The sequence below is a fragment of the Blastococcus sp. SYSU D00813 genome (genome assembly GCF_054050735.1).
Map to the genome: position 1 here is coordinate 23,614 of NZ_JBJGZX010000027.1, position 19,515 is coordinate 43,128.

The 19,515-nt window shown below is 74.0% G+C and carries 20 protein-coding genes; 16 read left to right on the plus strand and 4 right to left on the minus strand.

From position 1 onward, the window contains the following. The first annotated feature begins 237 nt into the window (after nt 1–237). The 15 genes from ACI8AX_RS17065 (at nt 238) to ACI8AX_RS17135 (ending at nt 14,596) form a co-directional block, all read left to right on the plus strand. Nucleotides 238–528, plus strand: a complete 291-nt coding sequence (locus ACI8AX_RS17065; protein WP_456551032.1) for a flagellar FlbD family protein — start codon at nt 238–240, stop codon at nt 526–528. Between the two features lie 3 nt (nt 529–531). Continuing rightward, entirely contained in the window at nt 532–1,302 is a 771-nt protein-coding gene (locus ACI8AX_RS17070; RefSeq protein ID WP_456551033.1) for a flagellar motor protein, read from the plus strand. Continuing rightward, nucleotides 1,299–2,261, plus strand: coding sequence for a flagellar motor protein MotB (locus ACI8AX_RS17075; RefSeq protein WP_456551034.1), 963 nt, complete (start codon nt 1,299–1,301; stop codon nt 2,259–2,261). The genes ACI8AX_RS17070 and ACI8AX_RS17075 overlap by 4 nt, the downstream gene beginning before the upstream one ends. Then, the gene (locus ACI8AX_RS17080; protein WP_456551035.1) at nt 2,258–2,728 is read left to right on the plus strand and encodes a flagellar basal body-associated FliL family protein; all 471 of its coding nucleotides are present in this window, start codon (nt 2,258–2,260) and stop codon (nt 2,726–2,728) included. The genes ACI8AX_RS17075 and ACI8AX_RS17080 overlap by 4 nt, the downstream gene beginning before the upstream one ends. 123 nt (nt 2,729–2,851) lie before the next feature. Beyond that, nucleotides 2,852–3,823, plus strand: a complete 972-nt coding sequence (locus tag ACI8AX_RS17085) for a flagellar motor switch protein FliM (protein ID WP_456551036.1) — start codon at nt 2,852–2,854, stop codon at nt 3,821–3,823. Next, nucleotides 3,820–4,575: a flagellar motor switch protein FliN gene (fliN, locus tag ACI8AX_RS17090; protein ID WP_456551037.1), complete on the plus strand. Its 756-nt coding sequence runs from the start codon at nt 3,820–3,822 to the stop codon at nt 4,573–4,575. The genes ACI8AX_RS17085 and fliN overlap by 4 nt, the downstream gene beginning before the upstream one ends. Then, nucleotides 4,572–4,991 carry a FliO/MopB family protein gene (locus ACI8AX_RS17095; RefSeq protein ID WP_456551038.1) on the plus strand — a complete coding sequence of 140 codons (420 nt, stop codon included), beginning with the start codon at nt 4,572–4,574 and terminating at the stop codon, nt 4,989–4,991. The genes fliN and ACI8AX_RS17095 overlap by 4 nt, the downstream gene beginning before the upstream one ends. Then, nucleotides 4,991–5,830 carry a flagellar type III secretion system pore protein FliP gene (gene fliP / locus ACI8AX_RS17100; protein WP_456551039.1) on the plus strand — a complete coding sequence of 280 codons (840 nt, stop codon included), beginning with the start codon at nt 4,991–4,993 and terminating at the stop codon, nt 5,828–5,830. The genes ACI8AX_RS17095 and fliP overlap by 1 nt, the downstream gene beginning before the upstream one ends. An 82-nt stretch (nt 5,831–5,912) precedes the next feature. Beyond that, nucleotides 5,913–6,188, plus strand: a complete 276-nt coding sequence (fliQ, locus tag ACI8AX_RS17105; RefSeq protein WP_456551040.1) for a flagellar biosynthesis protein FliQ — start codon at nt 5,913–5,915, stop codon at nt 6,186–6,188. Between the two features lie 5 nt (nt 6,189–6,193). Beyond that, on the plus strand, nt 6,194–6,958 hold the full coding sequence (fliR, locus tag ACI8AX_RS17110; RefSeq protein WP_456551041.1) for a flagellar biosynthetic protein FliR: 765 nt from the start codon (nt 6,194–6,196) through the stop codon (nt 6,956–6,958). A gap of 55 nt (nt 6,959–7,013) precedes the next feature. Then, complete coding sequence (locus tag ACI8AX_RS17115) at nt 7,014–8,162, plus strand: EscU/YscU/HrcU family type III secretion system export apparatus switch protein (protein ID WP_456551042.1); 1,149 nt, start codon at nt 7,014–7,016, stop codon at nt 8,160–8,162. A 182-nt stretch (nt 8,163–8,344) separates the two neighbouring features. Beyond that, nucleotides 8,345–10,378, plus strand: coding sequence for a flagellar biosynthesis protein FlhA (flhA, locus tag ACI8AX_RS17120; protein WP_456551043.1), 2,034 nt, complete (start codon nt 8,345–8,347; stop codon nt 10,376–10,378). Beyond that, nucleotides 10,365–13,280, plus strand: coding sequence for a hypothetical protein (locus ACI8AX_RS17125; RefSeq protein WP_456551044.1), 2,916 nt, complete (start codon nt 10,365–10,367; stop codon nt 13,278–13,280). The genes flhA and ACI8AX_RS17125 overlap by 14 nt, the downstream gene beginning before the upstream one ends. After that, nucleotides 13,277–13,525 carry a hypothetical protein gene (locus tag ACI8AX_RS17130; protein WP_456551045.1) on the plus strand — a complete coding sequence of 83 codons (249 nt, stop codon included), beginning with the start codon at nt 13,277–13,279 and terminating at the stop codon, nt 13,523–13,525. Before ACI8AX_RS17125 ends, ACI8AX_RS17130 begins: the two co-directional genes overlap by 4 nt. Nucleotides 13,526–13,684: 159 nt before the next feature. Beyond that, nucleotides 13,685–14,596: a hypothetical protein gene (locus ACI8AX_RS17135; RefSeq protein ID WP_456551046.1), complete on the plus strand. Its 912-nt coding sequence runs from the start codon at nt 13,685–13,687 to the stop codon at nt 14,594–14,596. Between the two features lie 88 nt (nt 14,597–14,684). Here the strand turns inward: ACI8AX_RS17135 and ACI8AX_RS17140 are convergent, their stop codons facing one another. From ACI8AX_RS17140 to ACI8AX_RS17155, 4 genes are all read right to left on the minus strand, one after another. Then, nucleotides 14,685–15,983, minus strand: coding sequence for a PhoH family protein (locus ACI8AX_RS17140; RefSeq protein WP_456551047.1), 1,299 nt, complete (start codon nt 15,981–15,983; stop codon nt 14,685–14,687). A 257-nt stretch (nt 15,984–16,240) separates the two neighbouring features. Further along, complete coding sequence (locus tag ACI8AX_RS17145; RefSeq protein WP_456551048.1) at nt 16,241–16,537, minus strand: hypothetical protein; 297 nt, start codon at nt 16,535–16,537, stop codon at nt 16,241–16,243. A 5-nt stretch (nt 16,538–16,542) separates the two neighbouring features. Then, nucleotides 16,543–17,760: a DUF885 domain-containing protein gene (locus tag ACI8AX_RS17150; RefSeq protein WP_456551049.1), complete on the minus strand. Its 1,218-nt coding sequence runs from the start codon at nt 17,758–17,760 to the stop codon at nt 16,543–16,545. A 13-nt stretch (nt 17,761–17,773) separates the two neighbouring features. Beyond that, entirely contained in the window at nt 17,774–18,553 is a 780-nt protein-coding gene (locus ACI8AX_RS17155; RefSeq protein WP_456551050.1) for an isoprenyl transferase, read from the minus strand. Nucleotides 18,554–18,695: 142 nt separating this feature from the next. On the opposite strand from ACI8AX_RS17155, the gene trhA reads away from it, so the two are divergent. Continuing rightward, nucleotides 18,696–19,511 carry a PAQR family membrane homeostasis protein TrhA gene (trhA, locus tag ACI8AX_RS17160; protein WP_456551051.1) on the plus strand — a complete coding sequence of 272 codons (816 nt, stop codon included), beginning with the start codon at nt 18,696–18,698 and terminating at the stop codon, nt 19,509–19,511. Nucleotides 19,512–19,515: the final 4 nt, after the last annotated feature.

Sequence of the window (19,515 nt, forward strand, 5' to 3'; positions counted from 1 at the left end):
GGCCCGGCTCGAGAGCCTCCCCACCTGGGCCGACGGCCGGCGCGACCACCACCGACGGTGCGCCGGGGGGCCCGGCTCGAGAGCCTCCCCACCTGGGCCGACGGCCGGCGCGACCACCACCGACGGTGCGCCGGGGTGTTCGGCTCAAGAGCCTTCCCACCTGGGCCGATACCAGTAACAGCCGCGCCGATGCCGCAGCGGCTGCTTCCCCCATCGAACGAGCAAGAGGTCAGACCCGTGATCCGAGTGACGCGCCTGAACGGGGAGCAGTTCGCCCTCAACCCCGACCTGATCGAGCGGGTCGAGGGCCACCCCGACACCGTGGTGTTCCTGGTCGACGGCACCAAGTTCGTCGTGCGCGAGAGCGTCGACGACGTGCTGACCGGGATCCGGGAGTACCGGGCGAGCATCCTCGCGACCGCCTACGAGATGGACCGCGGCTCCTACCGCTCGCCGCTCACCGAGTCCACCGACGACAGCCCCTCGCGCGGCTCGGTCGTCCCCTTCCCGGCCCGCGAGGAGCGCTGACCCGTGGATCCCGCATCCCTGATCGGCATCGTCCTCTCGCTGGTCGCCCTGCTGGTCTTCATGATCATGGAGGGGGCCGACCCGATGAGCCTGATCTTCCTCCCGGCCATCGTCCTGGTGATCGTCGCGACCTTCGGCGCCGCGATGACCGGCCAGACCATGGACGACCTCAAGAAGATGCCGGGCTGGTTCAAGATGGCCGTGCTCCCGGCCAAGGTGCCGCCGGCCAGCGACCAGATCCAGACCCTGGTCAGCCTCGCGGAGAAGGCCCGCAAGGAGGGCCTGCTCGCGCTCGAGGCCCAGGTCAAGCAGATCGAGGACCCGTTCCTCAAGCGCGGGCTGCAGATGGGCATCGACGGCACCGACCCCGAGCAGCTGCGCGACGTCCTCGAGAGCGAGATCGCGGCCAAGAAGGCCGAGGACAAGGTCGCCGCCAAGTTCATGACGACGATGGGCGGCTACGCGCCGACCATCGGCATCGTCGGCTGCATCGTCGGCCTGATGAACGTCATGGGGAACCTGAGCAACCCCGAGGCGCTCGGGCCGATGATCGCCGCGGCGTTCGTCGCCACCCTGTGGGGCGTCATGGCCGCGAACTTCTGGTTCCTCCCCATGGGCGCCAAGATCCTGCGGGTCAGCGAGCTGCAGGCCGCGCAGATGGAGCTGCTCGTCGAGGGCATCTCCGAGATCCAGGCCGGCACGAGCCCGCGCGCCGTCCGCCTGAAGCTCACGTCCCTGATCCCGCCCAGTGAGGCCGCCAAGGAAGCCGCATGAGCGGCGGCCACGGCGGCCGGCGACGGAAGAAGCACGCCGAGCACGAGGAGCACGAGAACCACGAGCGGTGGCTGGTGTCCTACGCGGACATGATGACGCTGCTCCTCGTCCTCTTCGTCGTCCTCTTCGCGATGAGCCAGGTCGACAAGGAGAAGTTCGCCGCCCTCGCGTCGGGCCTGTCCGAGGCCTTCGGTGCGCCGATCCAGGCCATCACCGGCCCGGGCACCAGCTCCGACTCCTCGGTGCTGCCGGCCCTCGACGCCGCCGTCGACATCCAGATCCCGCCGGCCCCGGCCGCGGAGGAGTCGGTCGACGCCGCCGCCGCCGAGGCCGCCGCCCAGGAGGCGCGGCAGCTGAGCGCCGAGGCGCAGGCCCAGTACGACTCCCTGCAGGGCGTGCAGGCGCAGATCGACGGCGCCCTCGCCGCCGCCGGATACGCCGGCGCGGCGCGGTACGAGATCAACGAGCGGGGGCTGGTCGTGCACATCGTGTCCGACCCGGTCCTGTTCGACGCCGAGAGCGCCACCCTGCTCCCGCAGGGCCGGGCGATCCTGGACGCCATCGCCCCCGCGCTGGCCGGGCTGCCCAACCAGCTCGACGTCGAGGGGCACGCCAACCACCTGGCGGTCACGCCCGGCGGTCCCTGGCCGTCGAACTGGGAGCTCTCGGGTGCCCGGGCCTCGACCGTCGTCCGCTACCTCGCCGGCACCGGCGTCCCCGAGACGCACATGTCGGCCACCGGCTACTCCTCCACGCGGCCGATGGTGCCCGAGAGCGACCCCGGCGCGATCACGCTCAACCGCCGGGTCGACATCGTCGTCCTCTCCACCGCCTCCGCCGAGGCCAACGAGCTGCTGCCCGGCCTCAGCGCGGGCGCCGGCGGCACCGCTCAGGCCGGCACCACTGCGACCGACACCACCACCGACACGACCGACGCCACCGAGGGAGGCCACCCGTGAGCAGGAAGAAGACCGACGACGCCGAGGCGACGGAGGACGAGGCGAAGGGCGGCGGCAAGAAGAAGCTGCTGATCATTGTGGCGGTGGCCCTGCTGGCCATCGGCGCGGGCGCCTACTTCTTCCTTTTCTCCGGCGACGACACCTCCGAGCCGGTGGCCGGGGAGGTGCTGCCGCTGGAGTCGATCGCCGTCAACCTGGCCGGCGGCGGGTACCTGAAGGTCGGGATCGCCCTCCAGCTGACCGAGGACGCCGCCTCCGGTGGCCACGGCGGCGCGGCGGTCGACGGCTCCCGGGCCCTCGACCTGATCATCTCGACGTTCTCCCAGGCGCAGCCGACCGACGTCGCCACCGCCCGCGACGCGCTCAAGGAGTCGCTGCGGCACCAGATCATCGAGGCCTACACCGACCACGAGGCCGGTACGCAGATGGTCATGGACATCTACTTCACGGAGTACGTGACCCAGTAGCCGCACCCCGGGACGGCCGCACCAGGAACCACGCGGTCCCCACCCGTCACGTCCTCCCCGGCTGACCGGCGGCGCCCCGCGCCGCCGGTCAGCCTGCGTCCGGGGTCCGCCGATGAGGGAGGCGTGACCCGCCCCGAGAACGGACCCGCGCCCGGGGGCGCCGGGATGCCGGCCACGGGGAGCCGCCGCCGCGGCGCGCCCCGCACGTACGACTTCCGACGCCCCACCAAGCTCTCCCGCGAGCACGTCCGCGTGCTGCAGATCGCGCAGGAGGCCTTCGCCCGCCAGGCGACGACCGTCCTGACGACGCTGCTGCGCACCGGCGCCCGGATGGAGCTGCAGAGCATCGAGCAGCAGTCCTACGACGACTACGTCGCGACGCTGCCCAACCCGTACTTCCTCACCACGTTCACGCTCGAGCCGCTGGCCGGCAAGGGGCTGCTGGCCTACCCGCTGGACATCGCGATGGCCACCGTGGACCACATGCTGGGCGGCTCGGGGGCCGCCGAGCAGCCGGACCGGCCGATGACGGCGATGGAGACGACCATCACCGGCCAGCTGCTGACCCGGCTGCTGGAGGAGTTCGCGGGCGCCTTCGCGCACATCGCCGAGATCCAGCCGGTGCGCGACGGGCTGGAGTACAACCCCGCGCTGGCGCAGGCCGCGGCCGGCTCGGACACCGTGATGGTGGCGAGCTTCGAGCTCGCCGTCGGCGACCGGGACGGCCAGGCGACGCTCGTCCTGCCGTTCTCGTCGTTCGCCACGCCGCTGAACAACGCCACCTCCCCGCACCTGTCCGAGGCCGCCCAGCGCAAGCGGCAGCGCGCTGCCGAGCTGCTGGCCGCCCGGCTGGAGCTGGTCCCGGTCGACGTCAGCGTGCGGTTCGCGCCGCTGGAGGTCTCCTCCAGCGACCTGCTCTCCCTCGCGGTCGGTGACGTGCTGCTGCTCCGCCACCCGCGGGACAGCCCGCTCGAGGTCACGACCAACGACGTGACGTTCGCCTACGCGATCGCCAGCAACCACCGCCGCCGGCTCGCCGCCGCCATCGTGCCCACCCCGTACGCCGCCCGGGACACCACAAAGGACACCGCATGACCGCCACGCTCGACTCCGTCCAGGCCTCCGAGACCATCGCCGCCGTCGTGGTCGCCGCGGCCTCCGCCGCGGCCTCGCTGGTGCCCTCGCCGGTCGACCTGGTCGCCGGCGACGCCGTCACCGACCCCGACGCGGTGGTCCTGCCGGCGACGGCCGCCGCCGCGGTCAGCGCCCGGCTGTCCGGCGAGGTCACCGGCGACGTCGTCCTGGTGCTGTCGGCCGAGGTGGTCGAGGCGCTGGACAACTCCCCGGTGGGCCCGATGGACGTGGCGACGGCGCTGCGGCCGGCGCTGGAGGCGGCCGCCTCCGCCCTGGGCCGGGTGCGGGTGGACTCCGAGCGCACCGAGGACCCGGTCACCGCCCTCGACGGCCTCCGCGACAAGGGCATGTTCGTCGCGGTGCCGCTGCTGGGCGGCGACGAGGTCGGGGAGCACACCGCGACCCTGGCGCTGCAGGTGACCCTCCCCCAGCCGCAGCGGACCCAGCGGGGCAGCCTCGAGCTGCTACGGCACGTGGCCATGGAGGTCACCGTCGAGATCGGCCGCACCCGGATGACCGTCGGCGAGCTGCTGTCGCTGCACCCCGGCGAGGTCGTCGAGCTGGACCGCGCGGCCAGCGCACCGGCCGACCTGCTGGTCAACGGCACGCTCATCGCCCGGGGCGAGGTCGTGGTCGTCGACGAGGACTTCGGCCTGCGGATCAGCGAGATCGTCAGCGACGCCGCCTCCGAGCTCGGGGGCATGGCCCCATGACCTGGATGCTCATCCGGCTGATCCTGTCGCTGGCCTTCGTCGGCGGGGTCCTGTGGTTCGCCGCGCGCCTCGCCCGCAAGCGCGGGATGGGCGCCTCGAACGGCCTGGTCGAGGTGGTGGCCAACCAGCGCGTCGGCCGGGCGAGCACGGTCAACGTCATCCGCATCGCCGACCGGGTGCTCGTGGTCGGGGCGACCGACCAGACGGTGACCCTCCTGGCCGAGGTGGACGGCGAGACGGTCGAGGCCGTCCTGGCCGACCACCAGGCCGCGGCACTGACCGGCGGTTCCGGGGACGGTGCGCGCCGCTCCCTCGTGGGCGCCCGCCCCGGCGGCGTCCTGGCCGGCTCCGTGCTCGACCGCGGCAGCTGGAACGGGTTCGTCCAGCAGATGCGCGAGCGGACGGTCCGTCGCTGATGACCCCGACCCCCCTGCCCGCGCGGGCGACGTCCCCGGCCGTGCGCCGGACCGTCGTCCTGCTGCTGGCGCTGATCGGCGGCGCCGTGGCGGCCGTGCTGCTGGCCGGCCCCGCGTCGGCCGCGCCGACGACACCCACGCCCCCGGCGGCGCCGACCGCACCGGTCGCGCCGGCGGTCGACGGCGGGGTCGACATCTCCGTCGGCGGCGGCAGCCCCAGCACCTCGGTGACGCTGATCCTGGCGATCACGGTGCTCTCCGTGGCGCCGTCGGTGCTGCTGCTCGCGACGTCGTTCACCAAGATCGCCGTGGTGCTGTCGCTGACCCGCAACGCGCTGGGCCTGCAGCAGTCGCCGCCGAACTCCGTGCTCACCGGCATCGCCCTGTTCCTCACCCTGTTCGTGATGGGGCCGGTGTTCTCCGACATCAACGAGCAGGCCGTGCAGCCCTACCTGGACGGCCAGATGTCGGTCGGCCAGGCCTACGACGTGGGCGTCGTCCCGCTCAAGGAGTTCCTCCTCGAGAACACCCGCGACGACGAGCTCGAGCTCATGGTCGGGCTCTCCGGCGAGGAGCAGCCCGAGGACCGGGAGTCGGTGAGCATGACCACGCTCATCCCGGCGTTCGTCCTGTCCGAGCTCAAGAGCGCGTTCATCATCGGGCTGGTCATCTTCATCCCGTTCCTGGTGCTGGACATGCTCGTCAGCTCCGCGCTCATGGCGATGGGCATGATGATGGTGCCGCCGTCGATCGTGTCGCTGCCGTTCAAGCTGCTTCTCTTCGTGATCGTCGACGGCTGGGCGTTGATCACGACCTCACTGGTCGGGAGCTACACATGACGAACGAGCTCGTGAGCTCGCCCATGGGCAGCGCGACGCCGGCGGCGGTCCCGTCGACGACGAGCGCCGGCGAGGGGTCGTCGTGACCGACGCCGACGTCACCGAGATCGCGATCAAGACGATGATGGTCGGCGCGAAGGTCGCCGCGCCCATCCTCCTCACGGCGCTGCTGGTCGGCTTCCTCATCTCGCTGTTCCAGGCCGCCACGCAGATCCAGGAGGCGACGCTCTCCTTCGTCCCGAAGATGATCGCCGTCGCCATCGCGCTGCTGGTCACGGGCAACTGGGTGCTGTCGGAGATGGTCAGCTTCACCCACTCCCTCTTCGACACGCTCCCGCGGCTGCTCGGGCGGACCTGACCGGCATGGACCTCGAGGTCCCGGCGGTCACGCTCGTGGCACTGCTGATGGCCACCGCCCGGGCGGCCGGCTTCGTGCTGGTGGCCCCGCCGTTCAACACGCGCAGCATCCCGGCCCCGGTGAAGGGGGCGCTGGCGCTGGCGCTGTCGGTGGCCCTGTTCAGCCAGATCGCCGCCGGCCTGCCCGAGCCCACCGCCGGTTTCGTCATCGTCGGCGCCGTCACCGAGGTGGTGATCGGCGCGGGCCTGGGCTTCGTCGTGCAGGTGTTCTTCGCCGCCGTCCAGTTCGCCGGCGACCTCATCGACGTCAGCGGCGGCTTCTCGCTGCAGCCCGCCTACGACCCGCTGTCGATGAGCACCACCGGGACGATCAGCCGGCTGTACTACCTGCTGGCGACCACCCTGCTGTTCACCAGCGGCGGGCACCTGATGATCGTCCGCGGCTTCGCGACCTCCTACGAGGGGCTGCCCGTCGGCGGGGCCGTGCCGGTCGACCACATCGGCCAGGTGCTCGTCACCGCGTTCTCGATGATGTTCCTCGCCGCGCTGCAGATCGCCGGCCCCATGGTCGCCGTCCTGCTGCTGGCCGACGTCGCCCTCGCCCTGCTGTCGCGCGCCGCGCCAGCGCTGAACATCTTCGCCATCGGGTTCCCGGTGAAGATCATGCTCACCCTGGCGCTGCTGGGGTTGACCTTCCCGCTGCTGCCCCCGGCCCTCGACGCGCTGCTCGAGCAGGCCACCCGGGCCATCGTGTCGCTGCGGAGCGGCTGATGGCGCGGCCGGCGGCCGGCGTCCCCCTCTCCCGGTCCGGTGAGGGGGTGAGCTGATGGCCAAGGACGGTCCCGGTGGGGAGAAGACAGAGAAGCCGACTCCCAAGCGCCTCAAGGAGGCGCGCAAGGACGGGCAGATCCCCCGGACCCAGGAGCTGGGCACCTGGGCCGGGGTGGCGGTCGCGAGCTTCCTGATGCCGATGCTGGTCGGCAACGCCTACGACGCCGTCGGCGAGCTCTTCGTGCAGATCGGCGCGGTGGCCGACGACCCGCAGCCCGAGCGGGTCACCGGCCTGCTCGGGCAGGCGCTGTCGGCGTTCCTCTCCACGCTCATGCCCGCGGCCCTGGGCCTCATGGTCGTGGGCATCGTGGCGTCGGCGGCCCAGGGCGGGGTCACCGTCTCGGCCAAGGGCATGAAGCCGACGCTGAAGAAGCTCAACCCCTTCCCCGGCGTCAAGCGCATGTTCGGCACCCAGGGCCTCTGGGAGGCCACGAAGGCGGTGATCAAGACCGCGGCGCTGGGCGTCGTGGTCGTGGTCTTCAGCGACCGGGCGCAGTCACTGGTCGCCTCGGCCGGCGCGCTGCCGATCTCGGCGATCGTCAGCACGTTCACCGACTGCGCGGTGCTGATGCTGCGGGTCGTCGCCGTCACCGGCCTGGTCATCGCCGTCGCCGACTACGTGATCGTCCGCGTCAAGACGATGAAGCAGCTCAAGATGAGCCGCTACGAGATCGAGCAGGAGCACAAGCAGTCCGAGGGCGACCCGCACCAGAAGGCGCACCGGCGGTCGGCGGCCCTGGCCATGTCGCGCAACCGGATGATGGCCGAGGTCGCCGAGGCCGACGTCCTCCTGGTGAACCCGACCCACGTGGCCGTGGCGCTGAAGTACGAGCCCGCGAAGGGCGCGCCCCGGGTCGTGGCCAAGGGCGCCGACCTGATCGCCGCCAAGCTGCGCGAGAAGGCGGCCGAGGCCAGGGTGCCGATGGTGCAGGACATCCCGCTGGCCCGTGCCCTGCACGCCTCGTGCGACATCGGCCAGGAGGTGCCGCCGCAGCTGTTCACCGCCGTCGCCCGGGTGCTCGCCTTCGTGATGCAGCTCGGCGCCCGCGGCGTGCGCGGCGGGTTCCACCGCCCCGGCTTCGAGGCGCCCGACGTCGAGGGGCTGCCCGTGGCCGGCCGCAGGAGGCTGCCCGCGGCGTCCTGACCCCTCCCCTCCGCGACGAGATCTGCACGGTCGTCGGCATCAGCGGCTGATGGCGACGAGTGTGCAGGTCTCGCGATGCCGCCTGCCCGTGACCGGCGGGGCGGCTGTGACGCGTGCGCCGGGCCCGCTGCCGGCCGGTGCCGGGGTTGAGCCGAACTGCCGATGAGTTCGGTGTGAGAGGCATGAGCAGGGCCGCGGTCCCGATCGGCGTCGTGGCCATCGTGCTCATGCTGGTGGTGCCGCTGCCGTCGACGGTGCTCGACGTGCTGCTGGGCCTGAACATCACCGCGTCGCTGCTGATCCTGCTGGTCTCGATGCAGATCAAGCGGCCGCTGGACTTCGCCGTCTTCCCGGCGCTGATCCTCATCGCGACGCTGTTCCGCCTGGCGCTGAACGTCTCGTCGACCCGGCTGGTGCTCAGCGAGGGGTTCGCCGGCAAGGTGATCGAGGCCTTCGGGCACTTCGTGATCAGCGGCTCGCTGATCGTCGGTCTCGTGATCTTCGTGATCCTGACGATCATCCAGTTCGTCGTCATCACCAACGGTGCCGGCCGCGTCGCCGAGGTGGGCGCGCGCTTCACCCTCGACGCGATGCCCGGCAAGCAGATGGCGATCGACGCCGACCTCAACGCCGGCCTCATCAACGAGGCGCAGGCCCGCAGACGGCGCAGCGAGGTCACCGCCGAGGCCGACTTCTACGGCTCGATGGACGGTGCCTCGAAGTTCGTCAAGGGCGACGCGATCGCGGCCATCATCATCACGCTGATCAACCTCATCGGTGGCTTCGCGATCGGCGTCATGCAGAACGGCATGGCCCCCGGCGAGGCCGTCGAGACCTACTCGCTGCTGAGCGTCGGCGACGGCCTGGTCTCGCAGATCCCCGCGCTGCTGCTGTCGACCGCGACCGGCATCATCGTCACCCGCTCGGCGAGCGACGGCGACATGGGCAGCGACCTGCTCGCGCAGCTGGGCCGCTTCAAGCAGCCGGTGCGCATCGCCGGCGGCGGCGCCCTCGCCCTGTGCCTCATCCCCGGCATCCCGGTGCTGCCGTTCCTGATCATCGCGGGGCTCTTCTTCTTCCTGGCCTCCCGCATGCAGGAGACCGTCGACGTGGACGAGGACGCCGAGGTGACCACCGCCGGCGACGACGAGCCCAAGCCCGACTCCCCCGAGGCCATCGCCGAGAAGATGCGGGTGGACCCGCTGGAGCTCGAGGTCGCCTTCGACCTGGTCGACCTGGTCGACTCCAGCCGCGGCGGCGACCTGCTCGACCGGGTCAAGGCGCTGCGCCGGAAGGTCGCCATGGAGACCGGCCTGGTCATCCCGCTGGTGCGCACCCGCGACAACCTCGACCTGCCCGCCTCGCAGTACGTCATCTGGCTCAACGGCGTCCCCGCCGCGAAGGGCAGTTCCCCCGCCGGCACCGTCCTGGCGATCGGCGACGGCCTCGACGGCCTGCCCGGCCGCGCGACGCGCGAGCCCGTCTTCGGGCTGGCCGCCAAGTGGGTGCCGCAGGAGCTGCAGCGGCAGGCGGAGATGGCCGGCGCCACCGTCGTCGACCGCTCGTCGGTGATCACGACGCACCTGGCCGAGGTCGTGCGGCAGAACGCCGCGGAGCTCCTGGGCCGCGAGGACGTCCGGCTGCTGGTCGAGATGGTCAAGCGGACCCACCCGATCGTCGTCGAGGAGCTCACCCCGGCGCTGCTCACCCTCGGCGAGGTCCAGCGGGTGCTGCACGCGCTGCTGGCCGAGAACGTCTCCATCCGCGACCTGGTGCGCATCTTCGAGGCGCTGTCGGTCCGGGCGAAGACGTCGACCGACCTCGACGGGCTGGTCGAGGCCGTGCGCGCCGCCCTCGGCGCCGCGATCAGCCATCCCTACGTCACCCCCGACGAGCGGCTGCACGTCCTCACGCTGGACCCCGGGTTCGAGCAGCGCCTGCTCGAGGCGGTCCGGCAGAGCGACGCCGGCCAGGTGCTGGCGCTGGACGCCGGCGCGGTCGACGCGCTCGTCACCGGGTGCTCCGGGCTGCTGGAGGAGGCCGAGCGCCACGGCTTCGCGCCGGTGCTCGTGTGCTCCCCCCAGGTCCGGGCGGCGCTGTCCCGCCTGATGCGCCAGGTCCTTCCCCGGCTGCCGGTGATCTCCTACTCGGAGGTCTCCCGGACGGCCACCATCGAGTCACTGGGAGTGGTGAGCGGTGCCGTTGCCATCCGTTGAGGCCGCCACGCGTGAGGGCGCCATCGCCGCCGCGCGGGAGAAGTACGGCTCGTCCGCGCGCGTGGTCGCCGTCCGCAAGACGCGCAGCGGCGGGGTCATGGGCTTCTTCGCCACCGAGCGCTACGTCGCCGAGGTGGAGGAGGTCGAGCCGCGCCGCCGCGAGCCGGCGCCGCTGGCCGACTCGCGCCGGCGCATCGAAGCCGCTCTGAGCCGCGACGACCGCTTCGCCGACGGTGCGGACGACGACGCGTACACGCCGGCCCACCGCGAGCCGGTCCGCCGTGGTGCGGCCCGGCCCTCGCGCGACCCGGTCGACGAGCTGGCCGGACTGCTCGGCCACGGGGCCGGCGAGGCGCCCGAGGTCGGCGTCTACGACCGGGCGAGCTTCGCCCGGGCGGCGTCCGCCTCGCGTCCCGCGGCCGCGCGTGGCGGTGCCGGTGCCGGTGCCGGTGCGGCGACGGGTGCGCGACCGGCGACGGCGGCGCAGCGCAACCGCACCGGGGCTACCGCCCGCCCGCCGGCCACGCCGTGGACCACCGAGGAGCCGGCCGCTCCGTCGCTGTTCACCTCGGCGCTGGCGCAGGTGGTGAGCGACGACTCCGAGGTCCGGGCCGCCGTCGAGGAGGCCGTGGCCACCGCCGTGCCGCAGTCGCCGGCGCCGCGCACCCCGGCCGCCGGCCGGACGGCCGCCGGCCGTTCCGCCGCCCGCCGGGCGCCGGCCACCCCGGCTCCCGCGGCCGGTGCCGGCCTCGCGGCCGCTCTGGCTGCCGTCGAGCGGGCCGCCGCGGACAAGGCGGCCGCCGAGCGGGCCGCGGCCGAGCGCGCCGAGGCCGCTCGCCTGGCGGCCGAGGAGGACGCCGCCCGCATCGCGGCGCAGCGGGAGGCCGCCCGCCTGGCGAAGGAGCGCGCGGCGGCAGAGAAGGCCGCCGCCGAGGAGGCCGCCCGGATCGCCGCCGAGCAGGAGGCCGCGCGCATCGCCGCCGAGCAGGAGGCCGCCCGCATCGCCGCCGAGCAGGAGGCCGCACGCATCGCCGCCGAGCAGGCCGCCGCTGCCGAGGCCGCCCGCATCGCCGCCGAGCAGGAGGCCGCCCGCATCGCCGCCGAGCAGGAGGCCGCACGCATCGCCGCCGAGCAGGCCGCCGCTGCCGAGGCCGCCCGCATCGCCGCCGAGCAGGAGGCCGCCCGCATCGCCGCCGAGCAGGAGGCCGCACGCATCGCCGCCGAGCAGGCCGCTGCTGCCGAGGCTGCCCGGATCGCCGCCGAGCAGGAAGCCGCCCGCATCGCTGCCGAGCAGGCCGCTGCTGCCGAGGCTGCCCGGATCGCCGCCGAGCAGGAGGCCGCCCGCATCGCGGCCGAGCGAGCCGCCGCCGAGGAGGCCGCCCGCATCGCCGCCGAGCAGGAGGCCGCGCGGATCGCCGCCGAGCAGGAGGCCGCCCGCGTCGCCGCCGAGCGCCAGGCGGCCCGTCTCGTGGCCGAGCGTGAGGCCGCCCGCATCCTCGCCGAGCAGGCCGCGGCCGCCGAGGCCGCCCGGCTCACCGCCGAGCGCGAGGCCGCGCGCTTCGCGGCCGAGCGGGAGGCCGCCCGGATGGCCGAGCCGATCACCGTCGAGTTCGCCGTCCCGATGGAGGAGGCCGGCGCGCCCGAGTGGCTGTCCGAGCCGGAGCTGGCCGGACCGGCCAGCGTCCGCGAGGAGGCCATCGCCGAGGTGCTGCGCGCCGCGCTGGCGCACGACACCTCCGACGACGTCCTCACCGACATCCTCCGCGGCGTGCTGTCCAACTCCTCGCAGCGCCCGGTGAGCCGGTCGGCCGCCGCGGCCGAGCAGAGCTGGGTCGAGGGGGCCGCGGAGTCCGACGAGTGGGAGGTCGTGGCCGACGTCCTCGCCCCCACCGCGAGCGACCCCGCGCCCATGGCGCTGGACTCGACCGCGATCCTGCCGCCGCTGTCCCTGCTGCCGCCGCCCAGCCCGGGCTCACAGCTGGCCGTCCCGCCGCTGCTCGGCGGCCGGCCGCCGGTGCCGCCGCCGCGGCGCCTGCCCCCGGTGCCCGGCCAGGCGGTCGCCCGCGTGGCGTCGTCCCGGGAGCCGCAGGGACTGGCCACCGTCACGCCGCTGCCGGTGCCCCGCGCGGGCGTCCGGTCCGGCGGCAGCCCCGTCGTCGTCACCTCGGTGCGCGAGCGTCCCGGCGGGCTGGTGCCCGCCGGGGGCATGGTCGACCCGCGGATGATCGAGGCCGTCGGCGTCGTGAACCGGCTGCGGGCCCTGGGGCTGCCCGAGGCGCTGCTCGGCGGCGGCTTCGCGGCCGACATCGCGGCCAACGGCACCTACGCCGCGCTGACCCGCGTGCTCGCCAAGCTCCCGGCGGCGCCTGCGGTGCCCACCGGCCCGGGCGAGGTGCTGCTGGTGGTCGGGCCCGGCGCCGAGACGCTGGCGGCCGCCCGCTCGCTGGCGGCCTCCCTGCGCCTGGACGCCGACCGGCTGCAGTGGGCCAGCCGCGGCGACCTGGCCAACCTGGTGCCGCACGGCAGCCGGATCGCGTCGGTCGACACGGCGATGGAGCGCAAGCAGGAGTCGCTGCAGGCCGGCGAGATGACGGTCGTCGCGGTCGACGCGCCGCTGCGTGCCGGCGGCCGGACGTGGCTCGAGCAGATGCTGGCCATCTGGGCACCGTCGGCGGTGTGGGCGGTGGTCGAGGCCACCCGCAAGTCCGAGGACCTCGGCCCGTGGCTGGACGCCCTCCCGCGCGTGGACGCGCTCATGGTCCAGGACACCGACCTGACGGCCGACCCCGCGGCGGTGCTCTCCCGCGCCGCGGTCCCGGTCGCCCTGCTCGACGGCGCGCGGGCCACCGCGCACCGCTGGGCGTCGCTGCTGTGTGAGCGACTGGAGACCGACGAGACATGAGCCCGCTGCGCTGGGAGGTCCTCGGGCTCGCGTTCGTGCTGGCCCTGCCGGTGCTCGCCATGGGTCTGCGTGGCGACCTCACGCTCGACGACGTGGTCGCGCGACTGCCCTGGTGCCTCGCCGCGGCCTGGGCGGCGGTGGCCCTGCTCACCGCCGTCGCCCGGCCGCGGCCGCAGGGGCGCAGGCCCGTCCCCGGCGCGGAGCCGGCGACCCCCGCGGACACGGAGCCCACCCCGGCCCCCTGACCGCGCCCCGCCCCCGCTCCGACTCTTGCGGTGTTCCCTGTGCTGTTGCGGTCCTGCAGCACCGCAGGAGCACGTGGAACACCGCAAGGGGGGCGATCGGCTGTCCACAGATGCGGGCACGGACCACCCGGAGTGGGCGGCGCTCGTGACGCTCGCCGGGTGACCGACCGCCCTCCGCCTCCCCTGCTGCGCCCGGCCGCCCTCGCGCAGGGCCTCTCCGACGACGAGCTGGCCCGCACGGTGCGCCGTCGGGAGCTGCTCCGCCTCCAACGAGGCGCCTACGTCGAGCCGGACACGCCCGCCGACGACCGGCTCCGCGTGATCGCGACCGCAGGAGGTCTGCGGGTACCCGGCGTGATCGGCCACGCCTCGGCGGCGCTGCTGCACGGTCTCCCGCTCTGGCGGGTGCCGGTGGGGAGGCTGCACGTGATCCGGCGACCGGGCTCCGCCGGCAGCGGCAGCGCGCGGGTGCACCTCCACCTGGCGCTGTTGCCGGACGAGCAGGTGACGGCGGTCGACGACGTGGCGGTCACCGGCGTGCCGCGCACGGTCGTCGACCTGACGCGGACGGCGTCCTTCGAGTCCGCGGTCGTGACCGCCGACGCCGCGCTCGCACGGGAGCTCACGACCGGGGACGCGCTGCGGACGTGTCTCGACAGGATGCGACCGGTGCCGGGGACCCGGCGCGCAGCACGGGTCCTCGGATTCGCCGACGCCCGCAGCGGCAGTGTCGGGGAGAGCCGCAGCCGCGTCCTGATCCACCAGCTCGGACTGCCGGCGCCGGACCTGCAGGTGGAGGTCCGGCGGGCCGACGGCTCGCGGATCGGGTCCTGCGACTCCGGCTGGGAGGACGAGCGGACGGTCGGCGAGCTCGACGGGCGGATCACGTACGGCCGGCTGCGGCCGGGACAGGACCCCGGCGACGCGGTGTTCGCCGAGAAGCTCCGGGAGGACGACGTCCGCGACACCGGGCGCGAGGTCGCCCGGTGGGTCTGGGCGGATCTCGACCGGCCGCAGAGGGTCGGGGACCGCCTGCTCCGCGCCTTCGCCCGCGGCCGCCGACGCCGCTGACCTCACCGCCTTCTGCGGTGTTCCCCGCGCTCCTGCGGTGCTGCAGGACCGCGAGACCACGAGGAACACCGCAGGAGCGCGGCAGGGGTCAGAGCGGGAGGTCCTCCAGCATCTCGGTGACCAGGGCGGCGATCGGCGAGCGCTCCGAGCGGGTGAGGGTCACGTGCGCGAACAGCGGGTGCCCCTTGAGCGCCTCGATCACCGCGGCGATGCCGTCGTGCCGGCCGACCCGCAGGTTGTCCCGCTGGGCGACGTCGTGGGTGAGCACCACCCGCGAGCCCGAGCCCAGCCGCGACAGCACGGTGAGCAGGACGCCTCGCTCGAGCGACTGCGCCTCGTCGACGATCACGAACGAGTCGTGCAGCGACCGGCCGCGGATGTGGGTCAGCGGCAGGACCTCGATCAGGTCCCGGGAGGCGATCTCCTCGGTGACCTCGCGCGACACCAGCGCGCCGAGCGTGTCGTAGACCGCCTGCGCCCAGGGCGACATCTTCTCGCCCTCGCTGCCGGGCAGGTACCCGAGCTCCTGCCCGCCCACGGCGTACAGCGGCCGGAAGATCACGACCTTCTTGTGCGCCCGCCGCTCCATCACCGACTCCAGCCCCGCGCACAGCGCGAGCGCCGACTTGCCGGTGCCGGCGCGCCCGCCGAGGGACACGATGCCGATCTCCGGGTCCAGCAGCAGGTCCAGCGCCACCCGCTGCTCGGCCGACCGGCCGTGCAGGCCGAACGCCTCCCGGTCGCCGCGGACCAGCCGCACCTGCTTGTCCGGCGTGACCCGCCCCAGCGCCGACCCGCGGGAGGAGAGCAGCACCAGCCCCGTGTGCGAGGGCAGCTCCGCCGCCGCGGGCACGAACGCCTCCCCGGACCCGTACAGCGCGTCGAGCTCGGCGTCGTCCAGGGAGAGCTCCGCCATCCCGGTCCAACCTGCGTCGACGGCCTCGACCACCCGGTACTCGTCGGTGTCCAGCCCGACCGCCGCGGCCTTGACCCGCAGCGGCACGTCCTTGGTGATCAGGCAGACGTCGCGGCCCTCGGCCCGCAGGTTCAGCGCCACGACCATGATCCGGCTGTCGTTGCTGTCGTTGCGGAACCCGGCCGGCAGCACCGACGGGTCGCTGTGGTTCAGCTCGACGTGCAGCGTGCCGCCCTCGTCACCGATGGGCACCGGAGCGTCCAGCCGGCCGTGCGCCAGGCGGAGGTCGTCGAGGATCCGCAGGGCCTGCCGGGCGAACCACCCCAGCTCGGGGTGGTGCCGCTTGTCCTCGAGCTCCCCGATGACGACCAGCGGGAGGACCACGTCCGAGTCGCCGAACCGGCGCAGCGCGCCCGGGTCGGAGAGCAGGACGGAGGTGTCGAGGACGAACGTGCGGCGACGAGTGGTCACGTGTCGACTCCCGTGGGGCGCACGACGCGCCCCGGCTCGATGGCGGCCGGGCCCCGGCGCAGGGGCCGGGCACCGGCCCCCCTGGTCGACGAACTCGTCAGCACCAACCGGGCCTCCCGTGGACGGCGGAGGGATCCCCGTCGTCCACCGCCGACGCTAGGCCGAGGAGGTGACAGGAACATGTCGAGCGGGCCACGTGTCCCCCGAAGAGGGCACCACCGGCACCACCCGTCCCAGCGACCGACCGCCCGCCCGGCTCACCACTCCCGGCGGTGCGGGTCGCGCGGGACGCGCGGCAGGGTGGGCGCCTCGCGGGTCGCCGGGAAGCCGTCGGCCGGCGGCTCGTCCCAGGCCGGGGCGGGGCGGTCGGCGCGGCGGACGGCGCCCCGGCGCGGCCGCAGCGCCACCAGGGCCCACCCCAGGGGGACGACGAACACCGGCCACTGCAGCGACAGGTCGCCGATCCACAGGATCCCGGCCAGCAGCAGCACGAACAGGCAGCCGGCGCTCCACAGGCCCAGCAGCCGGGCCTCGCGGGGGTCGCGCCGTCCCATGGCGCTCAGGCGGCCTGCAGCTCGCCGGCGACGACGGCCGGGGTCAGCGGCTCGTCGAGCAGGCGCAGGAAGCGGTCGGCGACGGGCTGCTCCACCGGGCGGGCGTCCAGCCAGCGGGAGAGCAGCTCGAAGCCCTCGACGTAGGTGGTGATGTAGGCCCGCCACAGCGGGTGGGTCAGGAAGCGCAGCTGCTGGCGGGCCCGGTCGTCGCTCACCAGCGACCAGCGCTGGAGGTGCGCGACCACCTCGTCGGGGTCGGCTCCGCGGTCGTGCAGCATGATCGCGGCGTCCTGCCGGACCCGGTTCAGCGGCGCGGCCGCGGCGGCGATCCGCTCGGCGAGGACGCCGTCGAACCGCAGGCCCAGGTCGCCGAGCACCTCGGCCGCCCACGGCCCCCAGCCCTCCCCCACCGACGCCTGGACGCCGAGGTCGGCCAGCCCCTCGGCCATCAGGCACTCGGGGGTGTTGACCAGGAAGACCGTGTGCTCGACCCGCCCGGAGCGCTCGACCAGCCCCTGCTCCTTGCGGCAGTGCTCGGTGTGGTGCCCCGGGTAGGACTCGTGCGCGACCAGGTGCGGCAGCTGGCTGAGCCGGTGCGGCAGGTCGGCGTTGATCGCGACCCGGGACCGGTAGGCCCCCTCGTAGTAGTTGAAGCCCGACCACGGCTTGTCGGTGACGACCTCGTAGCGGACGGTCTCCACCTCCGGCAGCCCGTAGCCGGTGCGGACCCGGTCGCGCAGCGCGCTGGACAGCGCCTGGACGGCGACCTCCAGGCGCTGCGGCGGGCACTCCTCGCGGCGCCGGTGCCGGGCGTACCGCTCGGCGAGCGTCCCCTCCCCCGGCAGCAGCTCCTCGAGCGCGGCGTGCGCGGCCGCGTACTCGGCGGGGTCCCCCAGCTCGACGTCGACCTGGAAGTAGCTGCGCACCTCGTCGCGGAAGGCGACCGGCTCCCCGCTCGCCTTCCGGGCGCTGCACTCCAGCCCGGTCAGCTGGCCGCGCAGGAACGCCGTCCGGTCGTCCGGGAGGCCGGCGACGTCGAGCTCGCGCAGCAGCGCCCGCGCCTGGTCGCGCAGCCCCTGCGGCGTGGGCGCCGGCTCGCTCTCGACCGCCGCCCGCACCGAGGGGTCCCCGGTGTAGGCGTCGACGAACCCGCTCTCCAGGCGGTCGAACCGCAGACCGAGCCGGACGTACTCCAGCGCGACGTCGACCCCCGCTGCACTCATGCGCCCCACTCTCTCAACCGCCGAAGCGGCGGTGGCGGGCGGAGTAGGCGCGCAGCGCGCGGAGGAAGTCGACGCGGCGGAACTCCGGCCAGTAGACGTCGGTGAAGTAGAACTCGGAGTGGGCCGTCTGCCACAGCAGGAAGCCCGACAGCCGCTGCTCCCCGCTGGTCCGGATCACCAGGTCGGGGTCGGGCTGGCCGCGGGTGTAGAGGTGCTCGGCGATGTGCTCGACGTCGAGGATCTCCACGAGCTCCTCCAGCGTCGTCCCCCGCGTGGCGTGCTCGGCCAGCAACGAGCGGACCGCGTCGGCGATCTCCCGCCGTCCCCCGTAACCGACCGCCAGGTTCACCGTGGCCCCGGGGCGGTCGCGGGTGGCCTCCTCGGCCTGCTTCAGGACGGCGACGGTCTCGGCCGGCAGCAGCCCGAGGGCGCCCACCGGCCGCAGCTGCCAGCGCCGGTCGGGCGCCGACAGGTCCTCGGCGACGCCCTCGATGATCCGCAGCAGCGGCAGCAGCTCCGGCTCCGGCCGGCTGAGGTTGTCGGTGGAGAGCAGGAACAGGGTGACCACCTCGACGCCCGCCTCGTCGCACCAGCCCAGCAGCGAGGCGATGCGGTCGGCGCCGCGGCGGTGGCCGGCGTTGGGGTCCTCCAACCCGATGGACCGCGCCCAGCGCCGGTTGCCGTCGACGATCACCCCGACGTGCCGCGGCGTGTCCGCGCCGACCAGGCCCCGTGCCAGGCGCCGCTCGTACACCTGGGTGAGCAGGTCGCGCACGAACTGACGCACCCCCACGCGGGCCACCCTAGTGAACGGACCCCGTCCCCCGAACCACTCGCACGCTCGCGGCGGGCCTCTGGACGGGGCCACGAGGCTGACAGGGAGCTCACAGCCGGCTTCGGGTGCAGCGGCACCTACGCCTCCGTAACCTCGGTGCATGAGCAGTGCGCCCGAGGAGCGGTCCGGGATCCGGGTCGAGTCGGACGGAGCCGAACTCGAAGCGCCGCTCGGCCAGGCCCTCGCCACCGTCCGGGACGAGGGGGAACGGGTCGAGCGGGTGTGGACCGCCGCCGACTTCGGCGACGACTCCGACTGGGACCACCCCGACACCCGCCCGCGGATGCGGGGCTGGCTGCACCTGTTCGCCTTCTTCGGCGCGATCGCCGCCGGCGCCGTGCTCATCCCGCTGGCCGCGGTGCAGGGCGCCCGCGCCGGGTTCTCCGTGGCGGTCTACTGCGCGACCATCTGCGGGCTGTTCGGCATCAGCGCGCTCTACCACCGCCGCCGCTGGTCACCCCGCGGCTGGAAGGTGATGAAGCGGCTCGACCACTCGATGATCTTCCTGTTCATCGCCGGCACGTACACGCCGTTCGCGCTGCTCGCGGTCGACCAGCCCTTCGGCTACTGGGTGCTGGTGGCCGTCTGGGCCGGGGCGATCGCCGGCGTCTCCCTGAAGCTGACCTGGCCGACCGCCCCCCGCTGGGTCGGGGTGCCGCTCTACATCGGGCTGGGCTGGGTCGCGGTCTTCTTCCTGACCGACATCCTGCACATCGCCGGGGTGGCCTCCCTGGTGCTGCTGGCCACCGGCGGCGTGCTGTACACGGTCGGCGGCGTGGCCTACGCGATCAAGAAGCCCAACCCGTGGCCGGGGGTGTTCGGCTACCACGAGGTCTTCCACGCGATGACGATCGTCGCGGCGATCTGCCACTACATCGCCGTCTACTTCGCCGTCTTCAACTCGCCCTTCGTCTGAGCGG